Origin of the sequence: Acinetobacter sp. LCT-H3 (genome assembly GCF_001866125.1) — a bacterium.
GTDB classification, from domain to species: domain Bacteria; phylum Pseudomonadota; class Gammaproteobacteria; order Pseudomonadales; family Moraxellaceae; genus Acinetobacter; species Acinetobacter schindleri.
In genome coordinates this window covers 38023-51633 of record NZ_MODX01000015.1, presented here as the reverse complement: position 1 = coordinate 51633, position 13611 = coordinate 38023, and the positions used below count along the sequence as shown (strand labels likewise).

Sequence of the window (13611 nt, the reverse complement as noted above, 5' to 3'; positions counted from 1 at the left end):
CTATATCTATACCTTCAAAGTTGTTTACAGGCAGAATCGACCTTCCAGGACCGATGTTTTCATCATAAATCAGGTCTAATGACTGAAATACCTGGTTTTTATATAGGTTTAGGGTATGAAAGAACCTAAAAGGTTGAATGTCAGAGCACTTTGATCAGCAATCAAACAAAATAGGTATAAAAGGAAGATTTAAAATTTTCTTCTTTATCAAAATTTCCCGATTGCACTAAAGTCGTAGATCGCTGCATACTTTTTTTAGAGGGTAAGGAGAAAATTCCGCCCAAGCCTTAAACTTAAGTCTAAGGCGCGGTATAGTCAGGGATAAATTCATATCTAAAAACTGTTTCTATCATATTTAATTGCCTCTAAATCATATACTTGATAGATACAATCAAATAAGGACATGATGTCTTCACTCTCGTCCATATTGCGCATAGTCAGAAAAACCGGGCTGACTGCGCTCTCGTCCAGAATCGGGATATAGTTAAGGTGAGCTAACTGAATCGAATGAGCACTTTCTGGTACAATACATACACCCTCACCCGCTGCGACCAGCCCAAGCGCCAGCTGGATTTCCCTTACAATTCGGACATGTTGTGGTTCCAGATTATATTCTGAAAATAACCCCTGTACCTGGGTGGCGAAACTTGGAGAGGTATGATTAGGATAGAGAAATAATTTTTCATCAACAATATCAGCAAGATATATTCCTTTATTATGGGAAGATAAAGGATGGCTGGAATGTACACCAAGTACCAGACGTTCTTCCCGCAACAGCACCCGCTTTAATGCCGGATCAGAAATACGTAGACGCCCAAAGCCAACATCTATACGTCCTTCTTTCAGTGCCTTAACCTGTTCCATGGTGGTCATTTCCACCAGTTCAATTTTCAGGTGTGGCTGTTGCTGCCTATATAAGTAGACAATGCGCGACAGCAATCCATAAAGCAGAGATCCAACAAAACCCATGGTAACCGTGCGTTCTACCATACCAATACGCTTGGTCATGGATTTCACTTCTTCAGCATTGGCCAGAATTTTTACCGCATGCTGGTAGAAAAAATACCCAGCCTGAGTGGTTTTAAGTGGTCGACTGCCACGCTCAAATAACGCAATACCAAGTTCTGTCTCAAGATTTTGAATCTGGCGGCTTAATGGGGGCTGGGCAATAAAAAGTTTCTCTGCAGCTTTAGTAAAACTTTGCTCTTCAACTACTGCTACAAAATACCTTAAATGTCTGAGCTCCATAACGTGCATACCTTTTAAATATAATAAAATGCAAAAATGGTCTTCGACAGCCATTTATGATTCTTTTAAGGTATATCAAGTCAAAGCATTAAAGCAAGAATGTGAACCCGTATTATGTATAAGTCAGTTGAAACCTTGCTGGTAGAAATTCCAACCATTCGTCCTCACAAGATGGCAGTGGCGACGATGCAAACCCAGACCCTGGTATTGGTCAAAATCACCACTGAAGATGGTTACATCGGTTGGGGTGAAGCAACAACGATCGGTGGCTTAGGTTATGGTGATGAAAGCCCTGAAAGTGTCAAAGTAAATATTGATACTTATTTTGTACCGCTTTTAAAAACATTATCAGGCTTAAATGTTGCACAGACATTACAAGCAATCAAAAAAAATATTAATGGCAACCGTTTTGCGAAATGTGCCATTCAAACTGCCCTGCTGGATATTCAGGCGCAGCGTTTAGGTTTACCACTTTCTGAACTTCTAGGCGGTCGTTTACGTGATGGCGTACCGGTCCTCTGGGTACTGGCTTCTGGTGATACTGAAAAAGACATTGCTGAAGCACAAAAGATGCTGGCTGCAAAACGCCATAACTTCTTCAAGCTAAAAATCGGTTCACGTCCAGTAGAAGCAGATGTTGAACATGTTCTGGCAATTAAAAAAGCCTTAGGCAATGACGTTTCTATTCGTGTAGATGTAAACCGTGCCTGGTCAGAGCTAGATGCGATTAAGGGCATTACTCTGCTACAGGAAGGTGGCGTTGACCTGATTGAACAGCCTTGTGCTATTGACAATATTGATGCCATGCAACGTCTGACCCGTCGCTTTGATATTGCCATTATGGCCGATGAATCACTGATGGGGCCAAGCACTGCCTATAAGCTGGCTCGTACTAATGCAGCTTCTGTATTTGCAGTTAAAGTGGCGCAATCAGGTGGTTTACTGGAAGGCCGTGATGTCGCGACAGTGGCTAACCTTGCAGGGATTGACCTGTATGGTGGCACCATGCTGGAAGGTTCAGTAGGAACAATTGCATCCGCTCACCTGTTCTCGACCTTTGAGAATCTGGCCTATGGTACTGAACTATTCGGCCCGCTACTGCTGACAGAAGAAATTCTGAAAACACCACTGCAATATCAGAATTTTGAGCTGCATCTGCCGCAGGGTGCCGGTTTGGGTATTCAGCTGGATGAAGACAAGATCGACAATTTACGCCGTAAATAAGCAATTAGATTGAGGAGTGATACATGCTGTTTCATGTACGTATGGATGTAAATATCCCGCTGGATATGCCTGCCGAGAAGGCCAACGAAATCAAGGCCGTTGAAAAAGCCTATTCACAAGATTTACAGCGCCAAGGTAAATGGCGCCATATCTGGCGCATCACAGGCCAGTATTCAAACATCAGTATTTTTGATGTGGAAAGTAACGAAGAGCTGCACAACATTTTGCAGGGCTTACCACTGTATCCATATATGGATATCGAAATCATGGCACTAAACCGCCACCCTTCTTCAATCCGGGAAGATGACACCTGATCACAATGACCCAGACCTGGAACATGCCAGGTCGGTCAAATCTGAACACATCCGATGAGGGTATTCAGAGGGTAATTAACAAAGGACTGTGGCAGCCAAGTTTCAGCCATAAGGATTGAAACAACAGCCACCAATAAACAGACATACTTAAGGAGCAATAGTATGAACCGTCAACAAATTGATGCATTAGTTAAGCAAATGAACGTTGATACAGCGACAGGTCCTGTAGATGAACGTGTACAACAAGTTGTTGTGCGTTTATTGGGTGACCTTTTCCAGGCTATCGAAGATCTTGATATTTCTCAGTCAGAACTGTGGAAAGGTCTGGAATACTTTACTGATGCCGGCCAAGCGAACGAATTAGGTTTATTGGCTGCAGGCTTGGGTCTGGAACACTACTTAGACTTACGTGCTGATGAAGCAGATGCTAAAGCAGGCATTACGGGCGGTACGCCACGTACAATTGAAGGTCCGTTATATGTGGCGGGTGCTCCTGAATCTGTCGGCTTTGCCCGTATGGATGATGGCTCTGAAGAAGGCAAAATTCCAACCCTGATCATTGAAGGTACAGTTAAAGATACTGACGGCAATATCATTGAAGGTGCCAAAGTTGAAGTCTGGCACGCCAACAGCCTGGGCAACTACTCCTTCTTTGACAAATCACAATCTGACTTTAACCTGCGCCGTTCTATTTTCAGCGACCAGGATGGTAAATATGTGGCTTTAACCACTATGCCAGTAGGTTATGGCTGTCCTCCAGAAGGCACGACTCAATTCGTACTGGACAAATTAGGCCGTCACGGTAACCGTCCATCACACGTGCATTACTTCGTTTCTGCACCGGGTTACCGCAAGCTGACAACTCAATTCAATATTGAAGGCGACCAGTACCTGTGGGATGACTTTGCATTCGCTACCCGTGAAGGCCTGGTTGCAACTGCGGTTGATGTCACTGATGAAGCTGAAATTGCAAAACGTGGTTTGAAAGGTCCTTTCAAACATATTCAATTTGATATTGAACTTGTGAAAGAAAAAGCAGACGCACCTTCTACTGAAGTTGATCGTCGCCGCGCAAGCGCTTAATGCAAAATGGATTCGGGGTGTAATCATTAGATTCATCCCGATGACTTCCCCTCCTTGGAAAGTCGGAGAACGGACATGCCTCGTATTCCTGTAATTAACACCAGTCATCTTGATCGTATTGATGAGCTTCTAGTTGACGATTTTGAATCTGGTGAATTTAAACTTCACCGGTCTGTATTCACAGACCAAGCCCTGTTTGACCTGGAGATGAAATACATCTTTGAAGGCAACTGGGTTTATCTGGCTCATGAAAGCCAGATTCCAAACAACAACGATTTCTATACCACTTATATTGGCCGTCAACCAATCATCATTGCACGTAACCGTGCAGGTGAATTGAATGCCATGATTAATGCCTGTTCTCACCGTGGCGCACAATTGTGCCGTAACAAGAAAGGCAACAAAGCGACTTATACCTGCCCATTCCACGGCTGGACGTTCAATAACTCAGGTAAGTTATTAAAAGTTAAAGATCCGGCTGAAGCGGGTTATTCAGACTGCTTTAACAAAGACGGCTCACATGACCTGAAAAAGGTTGCCCGTTTTGAAAACTATAAAGGTTTCCTGTTCGGCAGCTTGAATCCGGATGTTCCTTCACTGGAAGAATACCTGGGCGAAGCGACCAAAATCATTGACATGATCGTAGATCAGTCTGAACAAGGTCTGGAAGTTTTACGTGGTTCTTCGACTTATACCTATGAAGGTAACTGGAAGTTGACTGCCGAAAACGGTGCTGATGGTTACCACGTGTCTGCAGTACACTGGAACTACGCTGCAACCACTCAGCAACGTAAAGAAAAAGAAGCTGGCGATAACATCCGTGCTATGAGCGCAGGTTCATGGGGCAAGCAAGGCGGTGGTTCTTACGGCTTTGAACACGGTCATATGCTGCTTTGGACGCAATGGGCTAACCCGGAAGACCGTCCTAACTTTGCCAAGAAAGATGAATACACTGCGCAATATGGCGAAGCTATGGCGAAGTGGATGATCGAACGTTCACGTAACTTGTGTATCTATCCAAACGTTTACTTCATGGATCAGTTCGGTTCACAAATCCGTGTCTTACGCCCGATTTCTGTCGATAAGACTGAAGTGACGATTTACTGTATCGCGCCTGTAGGCGAAGAGCCTGAAGCACGTACTCGTCGTATCCGTCAGTATGAAGATTTCTTTAATGCTTCAGGTATGGCGACACCAGACGATCTTGAAGAATTCCGAGCTTGTCAGGCAGGTTACGCAGGTATCGCGCTGGAATGGAATGACATGTGCCGTGGTTCTAAGCACTGGATCCAAGGCCCGGACGATGCAGCCAACGAAATTGGTTTAAAACCAAAACTGTCTGGTATTAAAACTGAAGATGAAGGTCTATACCTGGCTCAGCACCAGTACTGGCTAGAACTGATCAAAAAAGGCATCGCGACTGAAAAAGAAATTGCAGCATCTACTGAAGGAGAAAACGCATGAGCGACATCACTTTAGAAAATATTGCGCAGTTCCTGTATCAGGAAGCCCGCTTTTTAGATGATGAACAATGGGATGACTGGTTGACGTGTTATGCCCCTACTGCGTCTTTCTGGATGCCAGCCTGGGATGACGACGACAAACTGACTACAGATCCACAGTCTGAAATCTCGTTGATTTACTATCCAGACCGTCAAGGTTTAGAAGACCGTGTGTTCCGTATCAAGACTGAACGTTCATCTGCAACCATGCCGGATACCCGTACCAGCCATAACATCAGCAATATTGAAGTTGTTGAACGTGATGGCGACAAGGTCACTGTACGTTTTAACTGGAACACCTTGAGTTTCCGTTACAAAAACAGCTACAGCTACTTCGGTATGTCACGTTATGAAATCGATTTTTCAGGCGATAAACCACAAATTTTAAGCAAATACGTGGTCCTGAAAAATGATTACATCAACCAAGTTATCGACATTTATCACCTTTAAGACTGTTTTTATTACAGCCAGGTAAACCTTTCAGCCAGATGGAAAATTGGCTGAAAGGTCCAGTTACAAAGATTTATATAGGATATTCAGCCATGTCAAACCACAATGTTGCACTTCAATTTGAAGATGGCGTTACACGTTTTATTTCTGTTTCAGATGGTGAAACACTGTCAGATGCAGCCTACCGTCAAAAGATCAATATTCCTTTGGACTGCCGTGATGGTGCTTGTGGAACGTGTCGTGCGTTTTGTGAATCAGGTTCTTATGACATGCCTGAAGAAACTTATATTGAAGATGCTTTAACACCTGAAGAAGCCGCTGAAGGCTTTATTCTGGCTTGCCAATGTAAACCGACTTCAGATGCAGTGTTCCAGATTCAGGCATCTTCTGAAGTCTGCAAAACAGAAATTCATGCATTCCAGGGAACTTTGGCTCGCGTTGAAAACCTGTCTGACTCGACCATTACCTTTGACATTCAGTTAGATGAAGGTCAACCAGACATTCACTTCCTTGCCGGTCAATATGTGAACGTGGGTATTCCAGGTACAACTGAAACCCGTTCTTATTCGTTCAGCTCTAAACCAGGCAACCGTTTAACCGGCTTTGTGGTACGTAACGTGCCAAATGGTAAAATGAGTGAGTTCTTGAGTACCAATGCCCAAGCTGGCGACAAAATGACCTTTACTGGTCCATTTGGTAGCTTCTACCTGCGCCCTGTGACCCGTCCTGTCTTGATGCTGGCTGGTGGTACAGGTATTGCACCATTCATGTCAATGCTGCAAGTGCTGGAAGAAAAAGGTTCAGAACATCCAGTGCGTTTAGTATTTGGTGTGACCAATGACTTTGACCTGGTTGCCATTGAAAAACTGAACGAACTGCAAGAAAAATTCCCGTGGTTCGAATACCGCACTGTAGTAGCAAACCCGGAATCTGCACATGAGCGTAAAGGCTATGTGACTGGTCATATCGAAAACGAATGGCTGAATGGCGGTGATGTAGATGTCTACCTATGTGGCCCTGTACCAATGGTTGAAGCGGTTCGCGGCTGGCTGGATGCTGAAGGCGTAAAACCTGCAAGCTTCCTGTTTGAAAAATTCTCTGCCAACTAAGAGAGGGAATTTGTTCAATGTCTAATCGTCAAAGATTTGAAAATAAAGTCGTAATCGTGACGGGTGCCGCTCAAGGCATCGGTCGCGGTGTCGCGCTGCAAGTGGCGAGCGAAGGTGCTCAAGTCGTCATGGCTGACCTTTCTCCTTATGTGGAAGAAGTTCTGGCTGAAATTGAAGCGACTGGCGGTGATGCGATTACGGTCAAAGCCAATCTGGAAACGTTTGCGGGTGCTCAATCAGTCGTTGAAAAAGCACTAGAAACCTATGGCCGTGTCGATGCGCTCATCAACAACGTCGGTGGCGCGATCTGGATGAAACCTTTCGAGGAATTTTCTGAAGAGGAAATTATCAAGGAAGTGAACCGTTCGTTGTTCCCGACACTGTGGTGCTGCCGTGCAGTTCTTCCGGAAATGATTAAAAACCAGAAAGGTACCATTGTAAACGTATCTTCTATTGCGACACGCGGCATTAACCGTGTGCCATATTCGGCATCGAAAGGTGGTGTGAACGGCCTGACCGCTTCCCTTGCCTTTGAACATGCCAAAGATGGTATCCGTGTCAATGCAATCGCGACGGGTGGCACTGAAGCACCACCACGTAAAGTACCGCGCAATGCCAATCCATTGACTGAATCTGAAAAACAATGGATGCAGCAAGTGGTTGATCAGACCATTGACCGTACTTTCATGGGACGCTACGGTACGATTCAGGAGCAAGTGAATGCAATTGTATTCCTGGCTTCGGATGAATCATCTTATATGACAGGTACAGTGGTACCGGTCGGTGGTGGTGATCAGGGCTAATCCTGATCATCACGATTTTTAACAGGCTCATGGTTCGACGCAAGGAGGCACATCACCAATGAACACCCTGTTTCAGACATTAAAAAATGATTGGTCAATTTCAGCAACTGTTGCAGGATTCTTAGCAGTGCTGATTTCCTATTCAGGGCCACTGATCATTTTTTTCCAGGCGGCACAGCAAGCTCAGGTTTCCCCAGACATGATGATTTCATGGATTTGGGGAATTTCTATTGGGGCTGCGCTCGCAGGTATCTTTTTATCCATTAAATACAAAATACCTGTCGTCACCGCCTGGTCTGCGCCCGGAACGGCTTTATTAGTCACGCTGTTTCCCGATATTTCGCTCAATGAAGCGGTTGCTGCCTATATCACCTCTGCTGTGGTGATTTTTTTCATTGGGATCACCGGTTATTTCGACAAATTGCTGTCCTGGATTCCTCAGGAAGTGGCTGCCGGAATGATGGCGGGGATTTTACTGCAGTTTGGTTTAGGGCTGTTCACCGCGACTGATACCATGCCCTATATCGTCTTTGGCATGCTGGCGGTATTTTTGCTGGCCAAGCGTTTTAGTCCCCGCTATGCCATGGTCTGGGTGCTGATTGCCGGTGTGGTTTTAAGCATGCTACTCGGCAAGATTAACCCGGTCACGGCAGATTTCAGTCTGGCGATTCCGCAATTTATTGCACCAGAATGGACCTGGAGTTCAACCCTGAATCTGGCTCTTCCCCTGATTCTGGTCAGCCTGTCTGGCCAGTTTTTACCGGGAATGGCGATTATCAAACTCAGTGGTTATGACATGCCCGCCAAGCCGATTATTAGTGCAACGAGTATTGCCTCGCTTGCAGTAGCCTGTGTAGGTGGTATCACGATTGTCTTGGCCTCGATCACAGCTGCTTTGTGTTTGGGCAAAGATGCCCACGAACTGAAAGAAAAGCGTTATATCGCCGGCGTGGCCAATGGGCTTTTTTATATTTTAGGCGGCTTATTTGCCGGCAGCATTGTCATGCTGTTTAGCCTGATGCCTAAAGAACTCATTGCAGCTTTGGCGGGACTGGCATTACTGGGTGCGATTGCCACCAATATTTCCGTGGCCATGGGCAAAGAGTCGCAACGTGATGCAGCACTGATCACCTTTTTAGCGACTGCTTCCGGCATGCATTTCCTGGGACTGAGTTCAGTCTTTTGGGGAATTTGCATTGGCCTGGTCGCACATTTTCTGCTGTCACAGAAAAACCGTAACGCAGTTCCGGTTACAGCATCAGATTCAAAACGAGTTTAAAGACATCCATCAGTTTAGGATATGTAAGGACCAGATTATGATAGATAAAAGTTCATTATCATTGAAAGAAGCACTCTCCCAGATCAAGGACGGTTCTACCATTATGATCGGTGGTTTCGGTACAGCGGGTCAGCCTGCTGAACTGATTGATGGTCTGATCGAATTGGGCATTAAAGACCTGATTATTGTCAACAACAATGCCGGTAATGGCGATTATGGTTTAGCAAAACTGCTTAAAGCTGGCGCTGTCCGTAAAATCATCTGCTCTTTCCCGCGTCAGTCTGACTCGTGGGTATTCGACGAGCTTTATCGTGCAGGAAAAATTGAACTGGAACTGGTACCGCAAGGTAATCTGGCTTGCCGTATCCAGGCCGCTGGTATGGGCCTAGGTCCAATCTATACCCCTACCGGTTTTGGTACTTTGCTGGCTGAAGGCAAACCGACCATGAACTATGAAGGTAAAGACTACGTTTTAGAAAATCCGATTAAAGCTGACTTTGCTTTAATTAAAGCCTCTCAAGGCGACCGTTGGGGCAATCTGGTTTACCGTAAATCTGCGCGTAACTTCGGCCCGATCATGGCAATGGCAGCAGATGTGACCATCGCTCAAGTTTCTGAAGTGGTTGAACTCGGTGCACTGGATCCAGAGCACATCATCACCCCGGGAATTTTTGTTCAACACGTTGTTCAAGTTAAACCTGCACAATAATTGGCATCGGAGATAAATAATGAGCTATAGCAAACTGACCCGTGACCAGATCGCTGAACGTGTGGCACAAGACATTCCTGATGGCGCTTATGTGAACCTCGGTATTGGTTTACCGACCAAGATTTCCAGCTACCTGCCAAGCGATAAAGACGTCTTCCTGCATTCTGAAAATGGCTTGTTGGCTTTCGGTCCTCCTCCTGCTGAAGAAGACCGCGATCCTGAGCTGATCAATGCCGGTAAAGAATTCGTGACCTTACTTGAAGGCGGTTCTTTCTTCCATCATGGTGATTCTTTCGCCATGATGCGTGGCGGTCATTTAGACATCGCCGTATTGGGTGCTTTCCAGGTCGCTGAAAATGGCGATCTGGCCAACTGGCATACTGGTGCTCCAGATGCAATTCCAGCAGTCGGCGGTGCGATGGATCTGGCTGTGGGTGCGAAAAAAGTCTTTATTACCACAGATCACGTGACCAAAAAAGGCGAGCCAAAAATTGTGGCTGAACTGTCTTATCCGGCTACAGGCCTGAAATGTGTTGATCGTATTTATACCGATCTTTGTGTGATTGATGTGACACCTGAAGGGATGAAAGTGATTGAGAAAGTTAAAGGTCTGTCATTTGAAGAATTGCAGTCATTGACTGGCGCCAAACTGATTGATGCGACTCAATCAAATTAAGGGGAAATCCCTCCTTTATTAAAGGAGGGATTTAGGGAGGATTTTTTGAAGAATAAAATTACTTCATTAAATCCCTCCCAACCTCCCTTTAAAAAGGGAGGAGTTTTCTTCTTTTAAATATGTGAGCAAATACACAATGAAAAACGCATATATTATCGATGCCATCCGTACCCCATTCGGCCGCTATGCCGGCGGCCTCGCGCCTGTCCGTGCAGATGACTTAGGTGCAGTGCCAATCAAAGCCTTGATGGAACGTAATCCTTCGGTGAACTGGGAACGGGTTGATGACGTGATTTATGGCTGTGCCAACCAGGCCGGTGAAGACAACCGTAACGTCGGTCGCATGTCTTCACTGCTTGCAGGCTTGCCTTACCAGGTGCCGGCAACGACAGTAAACCGTCTGTGTGGTTCATCGATGGATGCAGTCGCAATGGCAGCACGTGCGATTAAAGCCGGTGAAGCCCATCTGATTATTGCCGGCGGTGTAGAAAGCATGTCGCGCGCTCCATTTGTCATGGGCAAGTCAGAAACGGCGTATGGCCGTAGCCAGAAGATTGAAGACACCACCATGGGCTGGCGTTTTATCAATCCGAAACTCAAAGAAATGTACGGCGTAGAAACCATGCCGCAAACGGCTGAAAATCTGGCGGAACAGTTCGGAATTAACCGTGCCGATCAGGACAAATTTGCCCTGACCAGCCAGCAACGTACAGCTGCAGCACAAGCCAAAGGTTTCTTTGATAAAGAAATCATTCCGGTGGTGATTCCACAACGTAAAGGCGATCCGGTGGTCGTGGATAAAGATGAACATCCACGTGCGTCTACCACTGCAGAAGCGTTGGCGAAACTGAAACCTGTGGTAAAAGCAGACGGTACAGTCACAGCAGGTAATGCATCAGGCATTAACGATGGTGCAACAGCACTGTTGATTGCATCCGATGACGCCATTGCACAATACGGCTTAAAACCGCGTGCCAAAATCATTGGCTCAACCGTTGTCGGTGTTGAACCGCGCATCATGGGCTTTGGTCCTGCGCCTGCCATCAAAAAGCTGCTTGCTCAAACAGGCCTTACTTTAGAGCAGATGGATGTGATCGAGCTGAATGAAGCTTTTGCTGCTCAAGCATTGGCATGCACCCGTGACTTGGGCATTGAAGACGGTTCAGAGAAAGTCAATCCAAACGGTGGTGCGATCGCCTTAGGTCATCCGCTCGGTGCTTCAGGCGCGCGTCTGGTGACGACTGCACTCAACCAGCTTGAACAAACTGGCGGTAAATACGGTCTTTGCTCAATGTGTATTGGTGTCGGTCAAGGTATCGCTTTGATTATTGAACGCGTCTAACAACCTATTAAAAAGATAAACCTCCTCCCTGAATGTAGATTTAAAGTATTGCTTTGAATCAAATGCAAGAAAGGGAGGTCGGGAGGGATTTCAATGCCAACATTTACATCAAATGATGCACAAATTAATTACCAGACTTTTGGTGATGCTGCAAAACCTGCACTGGTTTTCTCAAATTCACTGGGTACAAACTTCAAAATGTGGCAGCCACAAATTGATTTTTTCCAGAAAGATTATTTTGTCATCTGCTATGACACCCGTGGTCATGGGGCTTCCTCTGCACCACAAGGCCCATATAGCATTGATCAATTGGGTCAAGATGTTGTAAATCTACTCGATCATTTGAATGTTGAAAAAGCTACATTCTGTGGTATTTCTATGGGTGGTTTAACAGGTCAATGGTTAGCGATTCATCGCCCTGAACGTTTTAATCAGGTGGTGGTATGTAATACTGCAGCAAAAATTGGTCAAGAACAGGCTTGGAATGACCGTGCCGCATTGGTACGCGAACAAGGTTTACAGCCGATTGCTTCGACAGCAGCATCACGCTGGTTTACTGAACCCTTTATCCAAAGCAACGCGACAGTGGTCAATAATCTTCAAAACGACTTGGCAGCTGGCAGCGCCGAAGGTTATGCGAGCTGTTGCGAAGCTTTGGCTAAAGCGGATGTACGCGAACAACTGAAAGACATTACTGTGCCAGTTTTAGTGGTTGCAGGTCAGCAAGACCCTGTAACGACTGTGGCTGATGGTCAGTATATGGTAGATCGTATTGCCAACAGCCAACTATTTGAAATCAATGCTTCGCATATTTCAAATATTGAACAACCTGAAGCTTTTAATCAGGCAGTGCAAGAATTTATTGCAGCTTAAAAAGCGCATCGCAATAGTAGAAAAGCCACTGTTCGTCAGTGGCTTTTTTCTGGATCAAATTAAATAAGAATTAAGCCCAAATCACTAAAATTGCCGCAATCACCACCAGCACCAGTCCCCAATGTTCAGCCTTGGCCAGTTTATCTTTAAAGAAATACGCCGAGATCAGCATACTAAATAAAATCTCGATCTGACCTAAGGTTTTCACCACCGGTACACTCATCATGCTCATGGCAGTAAACCAACCAAGGGATGCTGTGAAACTACAAAAGCCTACTTTCATAGTCAGTCCCATACGTTCGCGCATAGCGACGAGTGTTTTACGGCTAAATAGGCTTAGGTAAATGAGCATACTGATGCATTGGAAGCCAATGACTGAAATCAACACCCAAGATGCACGGTGTAATACAGGCAAATTAGTTAGTTCTAGACTGGCTTCTCGAACTAAAAGTGACGTAATGGCAAAACAAAGTCCGCTACCCACCCCGATCATCAACGTTTTAGCAGAAAGTCCACTCAGTTGGTTGCCTTTACTTAGTAAAAATACTGCATACCCCCCAATGAGTACGCCAATCCAGGCTAAGAACGATAAGTGATCTGATAGAAAAGCCACGCCAATAATCGCGGCTAAGATGGCTTCACTTTTGGCTAAACCAACACCAATAGCATAATTTTTTTGTTTAAACAGTTGCACCATCAGTACAGTGGCAAGAATTTGGCTCACTCCTGCAATGAAAATATATATCCAATACTTTGCAGTAAAATGAACTACTTCTATGACTGGGTAAAAATGGTACAGCAGTTGGATATAGATAAATGCAAGTGGAAAACCAAACAAGAAACGCGCAAGCGTTACGCCCCAAACGTCGACAGTTGAACTCAGTTGTTTTTGAAATGCATTACGCCATGCCTGCATGAATGCGGCCATTAAGGTAAAGAAGATCCAACTGATTGCCATGTCTCATCTGCTGTTAGGTTAAAAGTGAAATAATTTTAAGC

At 45.3% G+C, this 13611-nt stretch carries 14 protein-coding genes; 12 read left to right on the top strand and 2 right to left on the bottom strand.

What is annotated here, in order from left to right; genetic code table 11:
- Positions 1 to 333 precede the first annotated feature (333 nt).
- Positions 334 to 1248: a LysR family transcriptional regulator gene (locus BK820_RS09380; RefSeq protein WP_071320746.1), complete on the bottom strand. Its 915-nt coding sequence runs from the start codon at positions 1246 to 1248 to the stop codon at positions 334 to 336.
- Between the two features lie 114 nt (positions 1249 to 1362).
- Here BK820_RS09380 and BK820_RS09375 point away from each other — a divergent pair, with 114 nt between their 5' ends.
- The 12 genes from BK820_RS09375 to pcaD all read left to right on the top strand — a co-directional run bounded on the left by BK820_RS09375 (position 1363) and on the right by pcaD (position 12612).
- Positions 1363 to 2472, top strand: a complete 1110-nt coding sequence (locus BK820_RS09375) for a muconate/chloromuconate family cycloisomerase (protein WP_005222227.1) — start codon at positions 1363 to 1365, stop codon at positions 2470 to 2472.
- Positions 2473 to 2495: 23 nt separating this feature from the next.
- Positions 2496 to 2786: a muconolactone Delta-isomerase gene (gene catC / locus BK820_RS09370; protein WP_004809440.1), complete on the top strand. Its 291-nt coding sequence runs from the start codon at positions 2496 to 2498 to the stop codon at positions 2784 to 2786.
- A gap of 162 nt (positions 2787 to 2948) precedes the next feature.
- Entirely contained in the window at positions 2949 to 3869 is a 921-nt protein-coding gene (catA, locus tag BK820_RS09365; protein WP_071320745.1) for a catechol 1,2-dioxygenase, read from the top strand.
- Positions 3870 to 3944: 75 nt separating this feature from the next.
- On the top strand, positions 3945 to 5333 hold the full coding sequence (benA, locus tag BK820_RS09360; RefSeq protein ID WP_071320744.1) for a benzoate 1,2-dioxygenase large subunit: 1389 nt from the start codon (positions 3945 to 3947) through the stop codon (positions 5331 to 5333).
- Entirely contained in the window at positions 5330 to 5821 is a 492-nt protein-coding gene (gene benB / locus BK820_RS09355; RefSeq protein ID WP_071320743.1) for a benzoate 1,2-dioxygenase small subunit, read from the top strand. Before benA ends, benB begins: the two co-directional genes overlap by 4 nt.
- Before the next feature lie 92 nt (positions 5822 to 5913).
- Positions 5914 to 6930, top strand: coding sequence for a benzoate 1,2-dioxygenase electron transfer component BenC (gene benC, locus BK820_RS09350; protein WP_071320742.1), 1017 nt, complete (start codon positions 5914 to 5916; stop codon positions 6928 to 6930).
- A 17-nt stretch (positions 6931 to 6947) separates the two neighbouring features.
- Positions 6948 to 7733, top strand: coding sequence for a benzoate diol dehydrogenase BenD (gene benD, locus BK820_RS09345; RefSeq protein ID WP_071320741.1), 786 nt, complete (start codon positions 6948 to 6950; stop codon positions 7731 to 7733).
- Between the two features lie 58 nt (positions 7734 to 7791).
- Positions 7792 to 9012 (top strand): benzoate/H(+) symporter BenE, encoded by a 1221-nt coding sequence (benE, locus tag BK820_RS09340; RefSeq protein WP_004731109.1) that lies wholly within the window; start codon positions 7792 to 7794, stop codon positions 9010 to 9012.
- 37 nt (positions 9013 to 9049) lie between these two features.
- Complete coding sequence (locus BK820_RS09335) at positions 9050 to 9721, top strand: 3-oxoacid CoA-transferase subunit A (RefSeq protein WP_071320740.1); 672 nt, start codon at positions 9050 to 9052, stop codon at positions 9719 to 9721.
- Between the two features lie 19 nt (positions 9722 to 9740).
- Entirely contained in the window at positions 9741 to 10397 is a 657-nt protein-coding gene (locus tag BK820_RS09330) for a 3-oxoacid CoA-transferase subunit B (protein WP_071320739.1), read from the top strand.
- Positions 10398 to 10533: 136 nt separating this feature from the next.
- Complete coding sequence (pcaF, locus tag BK820_RS09325) at positions 10534 to 11739, top strand: 3-oxoadipyl-CoA thiolase (protein WP_071320738.1); 1206 nt, start codon at positions 10534 to 10536, stop codon at positions 11737 to 11739.
- A 93-nt stretch (positions 11740 to 11832) separates the two neighbouring features.
- The gene (gene pcaD / locus BK820_RS09320) at positions 11833 to 12612 is read left to right on the top strand and encodes a 3-oxoadipate enol-lactonase (RefSeq protein WP_071320737.1); all 780 of its coding nucleotides are present in this window, start codon (positions 11833 to 11835) and stop codon (positions 12610 to 12612) included.
- A gap of 70 nt (positions 12613 to 12682) precedes the next feature.
- Here pcaD and BK820_RS09315 read toward each other — a convergent pair whose 3' ends face one another.
- Entirely contained in the window at positions 12683 to 13570 is an 888-nt protein-coding gene (locus BK820_RS09315; RefSeq protein WP_071320736.1) for an EamA family transporter, read from the bottom strand.
- Between the last annotated feature and the right edge of the window lie 41 nt (positions 13571 to 13611).